We start from the raw sequence: 16,791 nt of genomic DNA on the forward strand, positions 1-16,791 counted from the left end.
CCTTTTTAGACAGGTCATTTTGACAACGCTTACAAAAGATGGTATACTATTCTTATAAAGCTCTAAAATACAAGGAGGATATTTTTATGAGAAAATCGGTTGTTTTGTTAGGAGCAAGTTTGTTGCTGCTCACAGCTTGTGGTCAAAAATCCGGTCAGAATCAGTCAGGGGATAGTAAGACTGGTTCGAGTGTTGTGAAAAAGGATTCTGTTGTGACCAAGTCTTTTCAACAAAAACAGACTGTCCAAGGGATTGAACAAACACTTACGCAAACTATTTCTTATGAAGGAAAAACCTTTAAGAAGTTTGTGATAAATCTTGAACAAATACTTCCTGAAAATATGAAGAGTGTATTAGCGGGTCAAGATTTAGAAAGCACTAAGCCGCACTTGATTTCTGCTTTTGAAAAGGCTGCAGGATTGGATAAATTTAAGTCTTTGGGCGGTGTTGATGTTAAAACAGACATTACAAAAGACTATATTATTAAAGTTACAATCAATATTGATATGAGCAAAATCAACCTTGATGAAGCATCAAAACTGGATACATATGGCTCTATGTTTTCAACTATCAAAAATTTAACACCCAAACAGTATATTGAATCTGTCAAAGCAGCTGGTGCTAAAGAAGTTGCAAATCCATGATTTTATAGGTGTATATGAAACAAAAAAAGCTGAAATTTATTCAGCTTTTTTCAACCCCTTTCATTTGTGAAAAGTATTGAAATGTGCTATAATATGGGTATTCTAGTGAAAGAAGGTGTAATTGTGGGATTTACAGATGAGACAGTACGTTTTAATCTTGATGATTCAAACAAAAAAGAGATTAGTGAAACATTGAAAGATGTCTATGTGTCGCTGAATGAAAAGGGCTATAACCCAATCAACCAAATCGTAGGATACGTGCTTAGTGGTGATCCTGCGTATGTACCTCGCTATAATAATGCACGAAATCAAATTCGTAAATATGAACGTGATGAGATTGTAGAAGAATTAGTTCGTTATTATTTGAAAGGGCAAGGCATTGATCTCTAATGAGAATTATGGGGTTAGATGTTGGTTCAAAAACAGTCGGTGTCGCGGTTAGTGATCCACTTGGTTTTACAGCTCAAGGACTTGAAATTATTCCTATTGATGAAGAAAAAGGGGAATTTGGTTTTGACCGTTTAAGTGAGCTTGCAAAAGAATATAAGGTTGAGAAGTTTGTTGTAGGACTCCCTAAAAATATGAACAACACAAGCGGACCACGTGTAGAAGCAAGTCAAGCTTATGGTGCTAAGATTGAGCAATTATTTCATTTGCCAGTTGAATACCAAGATGAGCGTCTAACAACGGTAGCTGCGGAGAGAATGCTGATCGAGCAAGCGGATGTGAGCAGAAAGAAGCGAAAAAAAGTGATTGATAAGCTCGCAGCGCAGCTCATATTGCAGAATTATTTAGATCGAAATTTTTAATAAATAAAGGAGAAAACATGGCACACGATCATAACCATGACCATGAACACGAAGAACGTGAGTTGATTACGCTAGTAGACGAGCAAGGAAATGAAACTTTGTTTGAAATTCTCTTGACCATTGACGGAAAAGAAGAATTTGGGAAAAACTACGTTCTATTGATTCCAGCTAGCGCAGAAGAAGATGAAAATGGCGAGGTAGAAATTCAAGCCTACTCGTTTACTGAAAATGAGGACGGAACAGAAGGCGATTTGCAACCAATCCCAGAAGATTCAGATGCTGAATGGGACATGATTGAAGAAGTTTTCAATAGCTTTATGGAAGAATAAAAATTGTGTACACTAGCTTTTCATATTACAGACGATGAAGAGATTGAAAGGCTGTGTGAATCGTTATTTTATGGTATACGAATGAGTGGTTGGTTTAATTCCTATGTGGAGCAAGAGTACCAACCATTCAAGTGAGTTGTGGGGGTGACAGGAACCAAAATCTGGTTCTGCTTCACTCCCTTTTTGCTGGGAGAAGAATATGAATGAAATTGAAACGTGGCTAGAAAGTCGCATTGGTTTAAATTTTCGCTCTGGCTTAGAGCGAATGAGACAGGCGATAAGTCTTTTAGATCATCCAGAAGAAAATTATCCCATTATTCATGTGACAGGAACGAACGGAAAAGGCTCAACGATTGCGTTTATGAGTCAGCTATTCGTGCAGCATGAAAAGAAAGTGGGAACTTTTACGTCACCTCACATGGCAAGCATTCACGATCGGATTTGTATCAACCATGAACCCATTTCTGACAATGATTTCATTAGAATTGGGCATCGCATTCAAGCAATGGAAAAACAGCTTTTGCAGCCTTTATCCTATTTTGAAATTTTAACGCTCATGGCTTTATTGTATTTCAACGAAGAGCAGGTAGAAGTGGCTTTAATTGAAGTAGGAATCGGTGGGCTTTTAGACACGACAAATGTGTTGACAGGAGATATTGCAGTTGTGACGTCTGTGGGTTTGGATCATCAAGAAACATTAGGAGACTCCATAGTAGCAATTGCGGAGCAGAAAGCAGGGATTTTCAAGGAGAAAAAAATAGCTGTCATCGGACCACTGGCTGAAGAAGCGAGAAGAGTCTGTGAACTGCGCGCGAAAAAGCTAGATGTTGTTTTGTACGAATATGGCAGAGATTTTTCGTTTTCAAAAGGACAATTTTTCAGCTCAGATGTGAATATTCCTCATCTAAAGTTGAGCCTAGTAGGTACTTATCAGGAAGAAAATGCCGCTGTTGCTTTGCAAAGTTTTCTTTTGTTTATGGGGCAACACAGCTGGCAAGTGAAAATAGAGCTAGTACGAAAAGCTCTGCAGCAGACCCATTGGGCGGGACGGCTGGAATATTTTGAGCGAGGAATTTATCTGGACGGGGCGCACAATTTACCAGCTTTGTCCCGTTTGGTGGAGTTTATTCTCCAGCAAGAACGGAAAGAAATCTTTCTCTTATTCGGTGCTTTGAAACGCAAAAATTATCAGGGGATGCTGTCTTATCTTCAGCAGGAATTGCCTCATGTGCAGTTGTTCGTAACGACTTTTGAGGATGACGGTGCAGCAAATGAACAGGACTTTACAAATGGTCTCTACATTGCCTTTTATCAGGACTTTATCGAACAATTCATTAAAAGCGCTAATGACAATCAGCTCCTTTTTGTAACAGGTTCTCTTTATTTTATTGCGGAAGTTCGTGCTTTTCTTTTGGAGAAAGAAATTGACTGATTAGAATGGTGAATGGTATAATAGAAATGTAGATAAAGGAGGGGGAAATGGCACATTTAAAGAAATTCAGCTACGTCACATTTTTTCTGATAGGACTTATCATTTTGACATCGTGTGCCAAGTCTAACCAAACTTCACCGTCCTCTCAATCTGTCTCAAGCAGCCAATCAACTACAGTCTCAGGTGAGAGTAGTGATTCGCCAACTATTGCGGAAAATTCGTCAGAAAAATTAGACGGTACTTATAAAGGTATGGACGAAGAAGATGAGATTACTTTGGTTATCAAAGGAAATAGTGGTACGTGGACAGAAAAAGAGCCAAACGGTAAAGAGAAAGTAAAACAGGTGAGCATTGATCCGACAAATCAGCGAATGACGATTGGTGATGACATTGAGCGTTATATGATTGATAGCAAACAGTTAACGATTGAGGATATTGAGCAAGAAAATGGAGAAAATGATACGGTCGTTTTAACGAAGCAATAGCCTGTCTGGGACTGGAGCAAATTTTAGCCACTCTCCAGATTGTTGAAGCATGCGGGAGTGAAAAGGGAACAGGCAATATGTCAGTTAGCACTTAGAATAAGGGAGTGAGGAAAAGTTGATGGTTACGAACCACAACTTTTCTTTTACTCTTTTTTGCTCTAATGAAAAAATACTTTGAATATAGAAGAATGAGTGATTCTGGCTTGATTTATTAGGAAATCCCCGTTATACTAGTACTAAGTAAAAGCAGGGGGAGAAAATGAATCTTAGGAAATTTCAGCTATTGATGTCAAAATATGGTTTTAGTATTATTATCATGGTACTAGAACTTGCACTCATTTTTTGGTTTTTCTTTTGGCTTGGTCGCTGGACACCTACTTTATGGATTGTCTTTGTGATTTTATTCAGCTTGGCAACGATTTTAGCGATTGTCAATCGCTCAATGACACCAGAAAGCAAAGTAACTTGGCTCTTGGTAGCGTTTGTTCCAGTCATTGGTCCCTTGCTTTATTTGATGTTTGGTGAGCGCCGATTGTCCAGAAGTGAGCTGAAACAGTTGAAAAATATGGATCAGATGAAATTTCGTGAGGACAATAGTTATGAGTTGCGGTTAGACTTGAAAAAGACAGATAAATCAGCTTACGGGATTATCAAGTCGCTTCTCAGCATGGATCATAATGCGGATATTTACGACGGCACGGAATCGCAATTTTTCCCTTTGGGAGAAGCGATGTTCCAGAAAATGCTGGAAGATTTACGCAATGCAGAAAAATTTATTTTTTTGGAATATTACATTGTAGAAGAAGGTCTCATGTGGAATAGTATTTTGGATATTCTGCGTGAAAAGGCAGCCCAAGGTGTGGAAGTGAAAATGCTCTATGATGACATTGGCTGTATGGCAACTCTTCCGGGAGATTATACTAGCCGATTGCAGGCTATGGGGATTGACGCTCATAAGTTTAACAAAGTGATTCCGCGGATGACGGTGGCTTATAATAATCGAGATCATCGGAAAATCCTCGTCGTTGACGGGCAGATTGGCTATACTGGTGGCATCAATCTGGCAGATGAATACATCAATCACATCGAGCGATTTGGTCACTGGAAAGACGGCGGGATTCGTCTGAATGGGCGCGCTGTGAAAGCCTTGACACGGCTGTTTCTGATGAACTGGTATATCAACCGTGGGAAAATCAGTGATTTCGATCGCTATCATTTGGATAACAAAGCTGTAGATGCGCCAGGGCTCTATATTCCGTACGGGAGTGGACCGAAGCCCATGTACAAAGCTCAAGTGGGTAAAAATGTCTATCAAAATATAATCAGCCAGGCGACAGATTATGTGTATATTGCCACGCCGTATTTAATCATTGATTATGATTTGACGGAAGACATCAAAAATGCTGCTATGCGGGGGGTAGATGTCCGAATTGTGACACCTTATATTCCAGATAAAAAAATCATTCAGCTCATTACGCGAGGAGCTTATCCAGATTTAATGGCGGCTGGGGTTCGGATTTACGAATATACACCGGGCTTTATTCACAGTAAGCATGTAGTGGCTGATGATGACTTTGGTGTTGTCGGAACAATCAATTTTGATTACCGCAGCTTAGTTCATCACTATGAAAATGCTGTTTTGATGTATAAAACGCCTTCTATGTTTGACTTGAAGCGAGATTTTGAGGAGTTGTTTGAAACCTCACAAGAAATACATGAAGATACCATTAAAAATACCTGGTATCAACGCTTGATTAAAGAAATTGTCGAATTATTTGCACCGATGCTATAAAATTCTTCTTGCAATGAGAGGAATTTTTTCTTTTTTACGAATAATCTAGTAAAAGGAGGCAGAATGGTCATAGGTTTATCACGTGAAGAAAAGGAATTTTTGAAAGAGTATGTGGCTGTAAGTTATCATCGTTTTCGAGAATTGGAATACTATGCTTTACTTTTGCAAAAGATGCAGAACTTGTCAGAATCAAGCTGACAGATAGGGAAGATTTTGATATACTAGATAAGACTGATATCAAGGAGAATCTTTATGTATGATACAACGCCTAAACAAGAGATGAAAGAGACAGTAGCAGAGACGCTTCACGAAGAGAACGAGAAAAAATCGGTTTTTATAGAGCTAACGTCGACTCCTTTTGTCGTTTTATTTTTGTGGAGCTTATTATTGAGTGTTTTAAGTGTTGCCAATCCATTTTTGACCAACCTTGCTACTAATCTGCAATCTCAAAATTTATATGCAGGTTGGGCAATGGCGCAAGGTCAGGTTATTTATGGAAATATTTATGGAACGAGTGGTCTGCTTTATTATCTAGCTAATTGGGCGGGTAGTCTCTTCATGGGCAATATTTTCTTTGCGGCAATGCAATGCTTGGCTTTGTTTGTTGCAGGAATTTATCTGTTTAAAATTGTATATCAATTAACGGCTGTAAAAAACACTTCTATCAAAATCCTTTCTTTATTCTATTGTTTGACGCTCGCTTTAGGCTGGGGTGGCTTATACTCTAGTATTTTTGCTTTCCCATTTGTCTTTGGGTCGCTGTACTTTCTGATGCGTTATGTGACAGGAGAAGCAAGCGACAGAGGTTTTATTGGCTTTGGAGCACTTGGTGCGCTGATGTTTATGATTGATCCGGTGACGAGCCTTGTATTTTATTTGGTGACTTTCCTTGCTCTGCTAGTTTATAATATTTGGGCAAAGAAAAAAGCGCGCGGCCTGTATCAATTATTTGCCATTTTGGTAGGATTCTCGCTTGTATTTTATCCGCTAGGTTATTATACGGTTTTGAATGGCAGTTTTGGGCTTGCCATAAGCCAGATTCTTTATCCTTGGGATAGCTTGCATTTTTCAGGACAGCATTTATTGTACAATGGTTTGCTTTATGGAGGACTCATTATTGGACTTGGTGTAGTTGTGACTTGGGTGAGAAGTTTTTCATTGCCAGCAAATTCTTTAGAACGATTTCTACAACTCTTTAGCTTTTTAGCCTCACTCTTTCTTGTTATGTTTGTTTTCTTTTTGCCAGATCGGGGAGCTTATCAGCTGTTGCCTGTTTTACCATTCTTCCTGATTCTGCTCAGTATATGGTTAGGAAAAAGTAAACTTAAAAGAGGTGGACGTCATAGCCGTGTACAAAAATCTACATCTATTTTAGGAACGTATGTTGCAAAAAATGCTTTCTTGCCGCTTTTAGCAGTTGCTTACTTAATTGGTTTTCCGCTTGTTAATCACTATATTTTATCTTCAGGCGAAACAAGTGAGCGTATTTCTGCGGCAAATTATATCAAGAGTAAATCAAAGAATACTGATAAAATCTATGCTTGGGACACAACAGCAGCTCTTTACCAAGCGAGTGGGCGTCTATCTGCGGTACCGATTTTAACCCCTAGCTTGTACCAAGGAACAGATGAAAATCAAATGTCCCTAGTGAATAGCTTGAAAGAAACGATACCAACTTATATTTTGGTCAACAATCAAGTACCTCTTCTGCAAGATATCAAAAAACAATTAAAAGAAAATTATCAGCAGACAGACCTAAAACTCAATCATTTCAAGCTCTATAAGTTGAAATAACAAATCAATATCTTGTGTTTAAAATAAAATTTAAAGTTTTTCACCACAAGATATTGATTTTTTTTATTAGAGTGATATAATATGTTTTATACGAATGGAGGAGCTCATGATTGCATTAAAAGAAGAAACAGTACAAGGATTTGCTGATATTTATGTAGAAAAGCGTGACGGTCGTCGTATGGCATTTGACGCAGACAAGATCTACAAAGCTCTTGTCAAAGCTAGCCAAGAAGTAACGACGATGACTCCGTTGTTAGAAGCAAAACTTGAAGGTATTACCAATAAAATCGTAGCAGAAGTGATTTCACGTTTTCCTGCGGGCGTTAAAATCTATGAAATTCAAAATATCGTGGAACACGAATTACTAAATGCCAATGAATACGCCATTGCAGAAAGTTATATTACTTACCGCACACAACGTGATTTTGCGCGCTCAAAAGCAACAGATATTAACTTTACAATCGGAAAATTGCTTAACAAAGACCAAGCAGTTGTCAATGAAAATGCCAATAAAGATAGCGATGTTTTCAACACCCAGCGTGATTTGACGGCGGGAATTGTTGGGAAATCGATTGGTTTGCAAATGCTGCCACCACATGTGGCAAATGCACACCAAAAAGGAGACATCCACTATCACGATTTGGATTACAGTCCTTATACACCGATGACGAATTGCTGTTTGATTGATTTTAAGGGCATGTTGGCAAATGGCTTTAAGATTGGAAATGCTGAAGTCGAAAGTCCAAAATCCATTCAAACAGCGACTGCGCAAATCTCTCAAATTATTGCAAACGTAGCTTCTAGTCAATATGGTGGTTGCTCTGCTGACCGAATTGATGAAGTTTTAGCGCCTTATGCTGAAAAAAATTATGAAAAACATTTGAAGGATGCGCGTGAATGGGTGCTTCCTGAAAAGCAAGAAGAGTTTGCCTGGACAAAGACTAAAAAAGACATTTATGATGCCATGCAATCTTTGGAGTATGAAATCAATACCTTGTTTACATCAAATGGACAAACGCCATTTACCTCACTTGGCTTTGGGCTTGGAACCAATCGTTTTGAGCGTGAAATTCAAAAAGCTATTCTTCAAATCCGCATCAAAGGTCTTGGCTCTGAGCACCGTACAGCCATCTTCCCTAAATTGATTTTCACGTTGAAGCGTGGATTGAATTTAGAACCCGGTAGTCCAAACTACGACATTAAGCAGTTGGCCTTGGAATGCGCTACGAAGCGGATGTATCCGGATGTCTTGTCTTACGACAAGATTGTGGAATTAACGGGTTCTTTCAAAGTTCCAATGGGTTGCCGTTCTTTCTTACAAGGTTGGAAAGATGAAAATGGTCAAGAAGTCAATTCTGGTCGGATGAATCTTGGGGTTGTAACTGTCAACCTTCCAAGAATTGCCCTCGAATCTGAAGGTAATATGGATAAATTCTGGGAAATCTTCAATGAACGGATGAACATCGCTGAAGATGCCCTTGTCTATCGTGTGGAACGTACAAAAGAAGCAACGCCAGCTAATGCTCCTATCCTTTATCAATATGGTGCTTTTGGGCAACGTCTTGGTAAATATGACAAGGTAGATCAACTCTTTAAACATCGTAGAGCTACGGTTTCTCTCGGCTATATCGGTCTGTATGAAGTAGCGACTGTCTTTTATGGTGGTGAATGGGAACATAACCCAGAAGCTAAGAAATTTACAGTAGATATTGTTCGTGAAATGAAACGCCGTGTCGAAGAGTGGTCTGACCAATATGATTATCACTTCTCAGTTTACTCTACACCGTCTGAAAGTCTGACAGATCGCTTCTGTCGTCTGGATACAGAAAAATTTGGTCTTGTGAAAGATATTACAGATAAGGAATACTATACTAATAGCTTCCACTATGATGTTCGGAAGAATCCAACACCGTTTGAAAAATTAGATTTTGAAAAAGATTATCCAGCGGCCGGGGCTTCAGGAGGCTTTATTCACTACTGTGAATATCCTGTTCTACAACAAAATCCGAAAGCACTCGAATCAGTCTGGGACTATGCTTACGATCGTGTGGGCTATCTGGGAACCAATACTCCGATTGACCATTGTTATAAGTGCGATTTTGAAGGGGATTTCACGCCAACAGAACGTGGATTTACTTGTCCAAACTGTGGCAATAGCGATCCAAAGACAGTTGATGTTGTCAAGCGGACTTGTGGTTATCTTGGTAACCCTCAAGCTCGTCCAATGGTGAATGGGCGCCACAAGGAAATTTCAGCTCGTGTTAAACACATGAATGGTTCAACAATCAAGTTCGAAGGACATCATGTAGAAAAGTAGGAATTCTAATGGGAAAATATCAATTAGACGATAAGGGCAAGGCACAAGTGACACGCTATCATGAAAAGCATTCTAAAGGCGGAGTCAACAAAAAAGATCGTGTTGCAAATTTGCGAGAACAATTCTTACAAAAAACAAAGAAAAAATAGGAGAAAGAGTGAGGTTTGCATGAAGCTAGTCTCACTCTCTTTCTATCAAGGTGAGAAAAATGGAATTAAGACGACCAGGATTAGAAGATAAAGAGGCGGTGATAGACCTCATACTAGAATTTGAAAGGTCGAATGCTGCACACGATGGCGGTTTTTGGGACAAGGAAAATTTCGTTTATGAAGATTGGATTGCTGGAAACCAAGATGCGGAAATGGGTCTCAATATTCCTAATACATGGGTGCCGGCTATACAGTTTGTTGCCTTTGATAAAGGACAGGCTGTTGGCTTTCTAAATTTACGCTTGCGTCTGAATGAACATTTACGCGGACATGGCGGTCATATTGGTTATAGCATTCGTCCAACTATGCAGGGGAAAGGCTATGCGACCGCTATGTTGAAAGAAGGGCTTCTTGTCGCTGCTTCAAAGAATATCCACCGAGTGCTAGTTACTTGTGCGGAGGATAATTCTGCTAGTAGGGCAGTTATTTTAAAAAACGGGGGCATATTAGAAGACATCCGACAGGGCACCGAACGCTATTGGATAGATTTGAATTAGGAGTAATTTATGGAATTACGAAGACCAGAATTGGCAGATAAAGAAGTGATACTTGAAATGATTGCAGAATACAAAGAGCAGGGGCTTCTCATGAATGGCGGTGTAGAAAGCACTTGGGCATGTGCAGAAAATTACGAAGATTGGTTGCAAATCAATCGTGATCAAGAGGCAGGACTGAATTTGAAAGAAGGGCGTGTTCCAGCTATTTTGTTTGCTTCCTTTGCAGATGATCGTGCATTAGGTTTTTTAGGGCTTCGTATGACACTAAATGATTTTTACTTAGAGTTGGGCGGGCATATTGGCTATGGCATTCGGCCTAGTGAGCGGGGGAAAGGGTATGGTAAACAACAATTAGCCTTGGCTTTACTTGAAGCCAAAAAATTAGCGCTCTCTCCCGTTCTGATTACTTGCGATATGGATAATGCTGCTAGTCGAGCAGTGATTTTGGCCAATGGTGGAGTGTTGGAAGATGTACGAGCTGGGAAAGAGCGCTATTGGATAGATTTGGGGTAGAAAAATGACATGGAATACACCGAAGCCAGGTGAGTGGAAAAGCGAAGAGTTAAGCAAGGGTCGCATTATTGACTACAAAGCCTTTAATTTTGTAGATGGCGAAGGGGTGCGTAATTCCCTCTATGTTAGCGGCTGCATGTTCCATTGCGAGGGCTGCTACAATGTAGCAACTTGGTCTTTTAATGCAGGGATTCCTTATACGCAGGAGCTTGAAGAGCAAATCATGAAAGATTTGGCAGAGCCCTATGTTCAAGGTTTGACCTTGCTTGGCGGAGAGCCTTTTCTCAATACAGGTATTCTCATTCCCTTGGTTAAGCGGATTCGTAAGGAATTGCCAAATAAAGATATTTGGTCTTGGACGGGCTACACATGGGAAGAAATGATGTTGGAAACACCCGATAAGCTGGAACTGCTGAGTCTTATTGATATCCTTGTTGATGGACGGTTTGACAAAGCCAAGAAAAATCTCATGCTGCAATTTCGCGGTTCTTCTAATCAACGAATCATTGATGTGCAAAAGTCTCTCAAAGCTGGGAAAGTGATCATTTGGGATAGACTGAATGATGGCACAGAAAGTTTTGAACAAGTTAATCGAGATAAAACAGAATAATGAACAAGTGAGAGGTTGGACTTGATTCCAGCCTCTTTTTGAGTTAGTAAAAAATATCAATGGTTGCTTGGTATCTTTGCTCGTATTTTATACTTCATAGACATCTAGGCAATTGTGTGAGAGTACGATTGACGATGGTTTGACCAGAAATAAGAAAGTGAGAAACGCTTCTTTTAATGTTTTTGAGTTCTCTCTCACTTTCTTTTGCTTGCATAATAACTAAAACGCTTAGAGAAAACGCATTTATCATTTAAGGTTTTTGTAATTCTTAAAGAATGTTTAACTTTCAGTTATTTTATGCTATAATAGGGATAATAAAATGGATATTTTTGCATAGGAGTTTTAAATGGCCAAAAAAAGATCGCGCTCTTCTAAGAAGAAAAGCAATCGGATCTTAAATATTGCTTTACTAGTCATCTTTGCATTGTTAGCAGCATTGTTGATTTTTTCAATGTTCCGATATAACATTTTAGCCTTTCGGTACATGAATGTTTTGGTATCAATCTTGCTAGCAGTTGTAGCACTAGGGACTGGCTTTTTAATTTTTAAAAATAAAGCGCGTGTCACAACGACCATTATTCTCATTTTGGCTATTTTAGTTAGTTCAGGTGCGATGTATGCCATTAAAGAAGTACTGGATTTGTCTAACGGGCTAAATGCAACATCCAACTATTCTGAATATGAAATGAGTGTGGTGGTACCAAAAAATAGCGATATCAAGGATATTAGCCAAGTCAAAAATGTTCTAGCACCAACGGCAAATGATGCAAATAATATCAAGGCATTGACAGATAACCTAGCGCAAACTAAAAAAGTGAACCTGACGGTTGACCAGTCATCTTCTTATCTGGCAGCCTATAAGTCTTTGATGAACGGTGAAGCGAAGGCTATGGTGCTAAACAGTGTCTTTGAAAGTGTCATCGAAAACGAATATCCAGACTACGCTTCAAAAATTAAGAAAATCTATACTTACAAGATTAGTAAAAAGATTGAAAATGCTCAGTCACCAGCTACTAATAACGATGTCTTTAACATCTATGTTAGTGGCATTGATACTTATGGTCCCGTTTCATCTGTTTCTCGATCTGATGTGAATATTATCATGACGGTGAATCGCAAAACGAAGAAAGTGTTGTTGACAACAACACCGCGTGACGCCTATGTGCCGATTGCTGATGGTGGCAATAATCAAAATGATAAATTAACACATGCTGGTATTTATGGCGTGGAAGCGTCCATTCACACATTGGAAAATCTCTACGGCATCAAAACAAATTATTATGTTCGTCTCAATTTCACTTCTTTCCTTAAACTCGTGGATTTGCTAGGTGGTATTGATGTGTATAATGATCAAGAATTCACAAGCTTACACGGCAATTATCATTTTGGTGTAGGAGATGTTCATCTAAATTCTGAGCAAGCTCTAGGCTTTGTGCGAGAACGGTATTCATTGAGTGGTGGTGATAATGACCGTGGTAAAAACCAAGAAAAGGTCATTGCGGCTATTATTAAAAAATTGACTTCAACAAGCGCTTTGAAGAATTACAATGCTATTATTTCAGGACTACAAGATTCAGTTCAAACCAATATGAGTCTTGAAACCATGATGAGCCTAATCAATACGCAACTGGAATCTGGTGGTAGTTATACCGTGACTTCTCAGGCAGTTACAGGAGAAGGTCGGACGGGCCTTCCGTCTTATGCCATGCCGGATGCCAATCTTTACATGATGGAGTTAAATCAAGATAGCTTGAATGCAGCCAAAGCGGCAATTCAGAAAGTGATGGAAGGGAAATAAGATTGATTGATATTCATTCGCATATTGTGTTTGATGTAGATGACGGTCCCAAGACACGTCAGGATACGCGAGAGCTTTTGACGGAAAGTTATCGCCAAGGAGTTCGAACGATTATTTCAACTTCTCATCGTAGAAAGGGAATGTTTGAAACTCCTGAAGAAAAAATCGCGGCAAATTTTCATGAGGTTCAGCAAATCGCTAAAGAAGTAGCAGATGATCTCACTATTTTGTATGGGGCTGAAATTTATTATACTAGCGATATTTTAGAAAAACTCGATAAGAAAATCATCCCAACTTTAGGCGGAACGAGTTATGCTTTAATTGAATTTAGTATGACGACACCATATAGGGAAATCCACAGCGCTTTAAACAATGTGCTTCGTTTAGGAATTACACCAGTTGTAGCTCATATTGAGCGTTATCATTGCTTAGAGAATGAAACGAAAAAAGTGCAGGATTTGATTAACATGGGTTGTTATATGCAAATCAACAGCTCTAGCGTCCTCAAACCGAAGTTATTTGGTGAAAAGTATAAATTCATGAAGAAGCGGGCACAATTCTTTATGGAGCAGGATTTAGTGCACTTTGTGGCGAGTGATATGCACAATTTAGGTCCACGACCTCCTTATATGCAAGAAGCGTACCAAATCATCTCTAAAAAGTATGGCAAAGCATATGCTGATGCACTATTTCGCGAAAATCAAGAAATATTATTAAAAGACGAATTAATTTAGGAGAAGAAATGAAAAATCAAGATAATCAGACGGTGGAAATTGATGTTCTATCATTAGTTAAGACCATGTGGAGACGAAAATTTCTCATCGTTGTGACCGCTTTTGCAATGGCTATTGTTGCTTTAGGCTATAGTACCTTTATTATAAAGCCGAATTATACTAGTACAACTCGTATTTACGTTGTAAATCGACAAGCCAATGAAAATTCTACTCTTACCAATCAAGACCTTCAAGCTGGGACATACTTGGTAAAAGACTACAAAGAAATTATTTTATCTCAAGATGTGTTAGCAAAAGTGATTGATGACTTGAAGTTAAATGTACAACCAAGCGCATTAGCTAAAAAAATCAATGTCACTGTCCCAACGGATACGCGTATTGTGTCTATCGCTGTTTCAGATGGGGATGCCAAAGAAGCTGCGCGTATTGCTAATAGTTTGCGTCAAATTGCAGCTGAAAAAATTATTGCTGTTACCAAAGTATCTGATGTAACAACGTTAGAAGAGGCAGAAGTACCAAATTCCCCTTCTTCACCAAATATTAGACGCAATACCTTGATTGGTTTTCTTGCAGGCGGGGTTTTAATCTCAGTTGTGATTCTTGTCGTTGAAGTGTTAGATGACCGAGTGAAAAAGCCAGAAGATGTGGAAGAAGCGCTGGGAATTACTCTTCTTGGAGTTGTGCCAAATATGAATAAACTATAAGAGGGGAAAATAATGCCGAGTTTAGAATTAGCTAAAAATAAAGAAAAAACGATAAAGAAAACAGAAGAATACTACAATGCCTTAAGAACTAATATTCAGCTTAGTGGGGATAATATTAAGGTCATTGCTGTCACTTCTGTGCAGTCCGGAGAAGGGAAGTCAACGACTTCTACAAATCTAGCCATTGCTTTTGCACGTTCAGGATATAATACTTTACTAATTGACGCAGATATTCGTAACTCTGTCATGTCAGGGATTTTTAAAACGCGTGATAAAATCACAGGTCTGACAGATTATCTAGCTGGTGCGACAGATTTGTCAAACGGTTTATGCGAAACAAATATTGACAATCTATTTGTGATTGAAGCTGGACAAGTCTCACCCAATCCAACAGCTTTATTGCAAAGTAAAAACTTTGGTATCATGATTGATATTCTCAGAAACCATTATGATTATATCGTTGTTGATACACCACCGATTGGACTGGTCATTGATGCGGCTATCATTGCTCAAAAATGTGATGCTAGCGTTTTAGTCGTCGAGTCAGGAAATGTAAAACGGAAAACATTGCAAAAGGCAAAAGAACAATTAGAACAAACCGGGACGCCATTTTTGGGAGTTATTCTAAATAAATATGATACACAGTTAGAAAAATATGGCTCCTATGGAAATTATGGCAATTACGGAAATTACGGAAAGAAAAAGTAGAGATTAGCATTTAGGAGTAGGGATGTTTGAAAATAGAAATGAGTTGCAAAAAACAGGAATTGCTTTTATTCAACTAATTACAGTTTTTGTTGTGATTATGATCATAAATTTAATTTCAAACTTTAGTCTAACTAATAAAGATATTGTGATGTTAATGTTGCTACATATTGTTGCTTTTTATATTAGCAATTATAACTATCATTTTTTTCAACGTGGCTATTTAATTGAATTTACCGAGACACTGAAATACAGTGCTTTTTATGCAGTCATTATCACATTTTCTTCTTTTATGTTGGGAGGCAACTTTTCATTATCCCGTAGCAATCTCATCTTTTTTATCTTGTTGAATGCTTTGGGTGTTTATTGCATTAATCTATTAATCAAGCAATATTATGCACGAGTACATCCAAGATTAAAAAGCAGTAAAAAAGTACTCATCATTACGGTTTCTAATCGTCTAGACAGAATTTTAAAGCAATTAACCGAAACACGCACATTTAATGAATGTATAGTAGCTATCTCAGTATTTGATAACTCGCGTTACCAACATCCGACAATTCAAACAATACCAAAAGAACGTCTCATCGAATTTGCAACTCGCTCTGTTGTAGATGAAGTTTTTATTAGCTTGCCGAGCGATTACTATTCCATTGAAGATTTGGTTGTTCAGTTTGAGAATATGGGAATCACCGTTAATGTGAATATTAACGCCTTGGATTTTCAAATTGGTGAGAAGAAGCTTCAAGAAATTGCTGGTTTTAGCGTGGTCACTTTTTCAACAAATTTCTACAATTATAGTCACATCATTGCTAAAAGAGTTTTGGATATCATTGGTTCTCTCTTTGGACTTCTTATATGTGGAATTGCAGCGCTTTTCCTAGTTCCAATGATTCGTAAAGATGGCGGACCAGCAATTTTTGTTCAAGAACGTGTTGGAAAAAACGGTCGGATTTTTAAATTTTACAAATTTCGCTCTATGTACGTAGATGCCGAGGAGCGCAAAAAAGAGCTGATGGCACATAATACTATGAGTGGTGGGATGTTCAAAATGGATGATGACCCACGGATTACGCCTATTGGAAAATTCATTCGGAAAACCAGTCTAGATGAACTACCGCAGTTTTATAATGTCCTCAAAGGCGATATGAGCCTTGTCGGAACACGACCACCTACCAAAGACGAATATGAGCAATACACACCAGAGCAAAAGCGGCGATTGAGCTTTAAACCAGGAATCACTGGCTTATGGCAAATCAGCGGTCGTAGTAGCATTACAGATTTTAACGAAGTCGTCAAACTGGATGTCGCTTATATTGACGGTTGGACCATTTGGTCAGATATTAAAATCTTACTCAAAACAATTAAAGTTGTACTAATGAAAGACGGAGCGAAGTAGTTCTACTTCCTCCTCTCTAT

At 38.6% G+C, this 16,791-nt stretch carries 19 protein-coding genes; all 19 read left to right on the plus strand.

The genetic code is table 11. The features are described from left to right. Positions 1-86 precede the first annotated feature (86 nt). The 19 genes from EL079_RS07975 (at position 87) to EL079_RS08060 (ending at position 16,771) form a co-directional block, all read left to right on the plus strand. A complete protein-coding gene (locus tag EL079_RS07975; protein WP_003026633.1) occupies positions 87-644 on the plus strand; it encodes an SP0191 family lipoprotein in 558 nt (185 codons plus the stop codon). A 123-nt stretch (positions 645-767) separates the two neighbouring features. Then, positions 768-1,034, plus strand: a complete 267-nt coding sequence (locus EL079_RS07980; RefSeq protein WP_009569646.1) for an IreB family regulatory phosphoprotein — start codon at positions 768-770, stop codon at positions 1,032-1,034. Beyond that, complete coding sequence (ruvX, locus tag EL079_RS07985) at positions 1,034-1,453, plus strand: Holliday junction resolvase RuvX (protein ID WP_003031265.1); 420 nt, start codon at positions 1,034-1,036, stop codon at positions 1,451-1,453. Before EL079_RS07980 ends, ruvX begins: the two co-directional genes overlap by 1 nt. Before the next feature lie 17 nt (positions 1,454-1,470). After that, positions 1,471-1,782, plus strand: coding sequence for a DUF1292 domain-containing protein (locus EL079_RS07990; protein ID WP_003027765.1), 312 nt, complete (start codon positions 1,471-1,473; stop codon positions 1,780-1,782). Between the two features lie 199 nt (positions 1,783-1,981). Continuing rightward, positions 1,982-3,214: a bifunctional folylpolyglutamate synthase/dihydrofolate synthase gene (locus EL079_RS07995; RefSeq protein ID WP_003031267.1), complete on the plus strand. Its 1,233-nt coding sequence runs from the start codon at positions 1,982-1,984 to the stop codon at positions 3,212-3,214. A 47-nt stretch (positions 3,215-3,261) separates the two neighbouring features. Then, a complete protein-coding gene (locus EL079_RS08000) occupies positions 3,262-3,699 on the plus strand; it encodes an SP_0198 family lipoprotein (RefSeq protein WP_003031253.1) in 438 nt (145 codons plus the stop codon). A 259-nt stretch (positions 3,700-3,958) separates the two neighbouring features. Continuing rightward, positions 3,959-5,491 carry a cardiolipin synthase gene (gene cls, locus EL079_RS08005; RefSeq protein ID WP_018543614.1) on the plus strand — a complete coding sequence of 511 codons (1,533 nt, stop codon included), beginning with the start codon at positions 3,959-3,961 and terminating at the stop codon, positions 5,489-5,491. 63 nt (positions 5,492-5,554) lie between these two features. After that, positions 5,555-5,689: a hypothetical protein gene (locus EL079_RS09945; RefSeq protein WP_003031261.1), complete on the plus strand. Its 135-nt coding sequence runs from the start codon at positions 5,555-5,557 to the stop codon at positions 5,687-5,689. A 54-nt stretch (positions 5,690-5,743) separates the two neighbouring features. Further along, complete coding sequence (locus EL079_RS08010; RefSeq protein ID WP_003031254.1) at positions 5,744-7,285, plus strand: hypothetical protein; 1,542 nt, start codon at positions 5,744-5,746, stop codon at positions 7,283-7,285. Positions 7,286-7,391: 106 nt separating this feature from the next. Continuing rightward, entirely contained in the window at positions 7,392-9,602 is a 2,211-nt protein-coding gene (gene nrdD, locus EL079_RS08015) for an anaerobic ribonucleoside-triphosphate reductase (protein ID WP_003031258.1), read from the plus strand. 8 nt (positions 9,603-9,610) lie between these two features. After that, positions 9,611-9,751, plus strand: coding sequence for a hypothetical protein (locus EL079_RS08020; RefSeq protein WP_003031250.1), 141 nt, complete (start codon positions 9,611-9,613; stop codon positions 9,749-9,751). A gap of 59 nt (positions 9,752-9,810) precedes the next feature. After that, complete coding sequence (locus EL079_RS08025) at positions 9,811-10,308, plus strand: GNAT family N-acetyltransferase (protein WP_003031268.1); 498 nt, start codon at positions 9,811-9,813, stop codon at positions 10,306-10,308. 9 nt (positions 10,309-10,317) lie between these two features. Then, the gene (locus EL079_RS08030) at positions 10,318-10,821 is read left to right on the plus strand and encodes a GNAT family N-acetyltransferase (RefSeq protein WP_003031252.1); all 504 of its coding nucleotides are present in this window, start codon (positions 10,318-10,320) and stop codon (positions 10,819-10,821) included. A 4-nt stretch (positions 10,822-10,825) separates the two neighbouring features. Next, a complete protein-coding gene (nrdG, locus tag EL079_RS08035) occupies positions 10,826-11,431 on the plus strand; it encodes an anaerobic ribonucleoside-triphosphate reductase activating protein (protein ID WP_003027750.1) in 606 nt (201 codons plus the stop codon). 346 nt (positions 11,432-11,777) lie between these two features. Continuing rightward, positions 11,778-13,229 (plus strand): LCP family glycopolymer transferase CpsA, encoded by a 1,452-nt coding sequence (gene cpsA, locus EL079_RS08040; protein ID WP_003031256.1) that lies wholly within the window; start codon positions 11,778-11,780, stop codon positions 13,227-13,229. Positions 13,230-13,231: 2 nt separating this feature from the next. Beyond that, positions 13,232-13,963, plus strand: a complete 732-nt coding sequence (cps4B, locus tag EL079_RS08045) for a capsular polysaccharide biosynthesis protein Cps4B (protein ID WP_003031248.1) — start codon at positions 13,232-13,234, stop codon at positions 13,961-13,963. 8 nt (positions 13,964-13,971) lie between these two features. Next, positions 13,972-14,667 carry a CspC family polysaccharide chain length determinant protein gene (locus tag EL079_RS08050; protein ID WP_003031251.1) on the plus strand — a complete coding sequence of 232 codons (696 nt, stop codon included), beginning with the start codon at positions 13,972-13,974 and terminating at the stop codon, positions 14,665-14,667. A gap of 12 nt (positions 14,668-14,679) precedes the next feature. Continuing rightward, positions 14,680-15,375 (plus strand): tyrosine-protein kinase, encoded by a 696-nt coding sequence (locus EL079_RS08055; protein WP_003026604.1) that lies wholly within the window; start codon positions 14,680-14,682, stop codon positions 15,373-15,375. Positions 15,376-15,397: 22 nt separating this feature from the next. After that, the gene (locus EL079_RS08060; RefSeq protein ID WP_003031264.1) at positions 15,398-16,771 is read left to right on the plus strand and encodes a sugar transferase; all 1,374 of its coding nucleotides are present in this window, start codon (positions 15,398-15,400) and stop codon (positions 16,769-16,771) included. The last annotated feature ends 20 nt before the right edge of the window (positions 16,772-16,791 follow it).

Source organism: Streptococcus anginosus, from assembly GCF_900636475.1.
GTDB lineage: Bacteria > Bacillota > Bacilli > Lactobacillales > Streptococcaceae > Streptococcus > Streptococcus anginosus.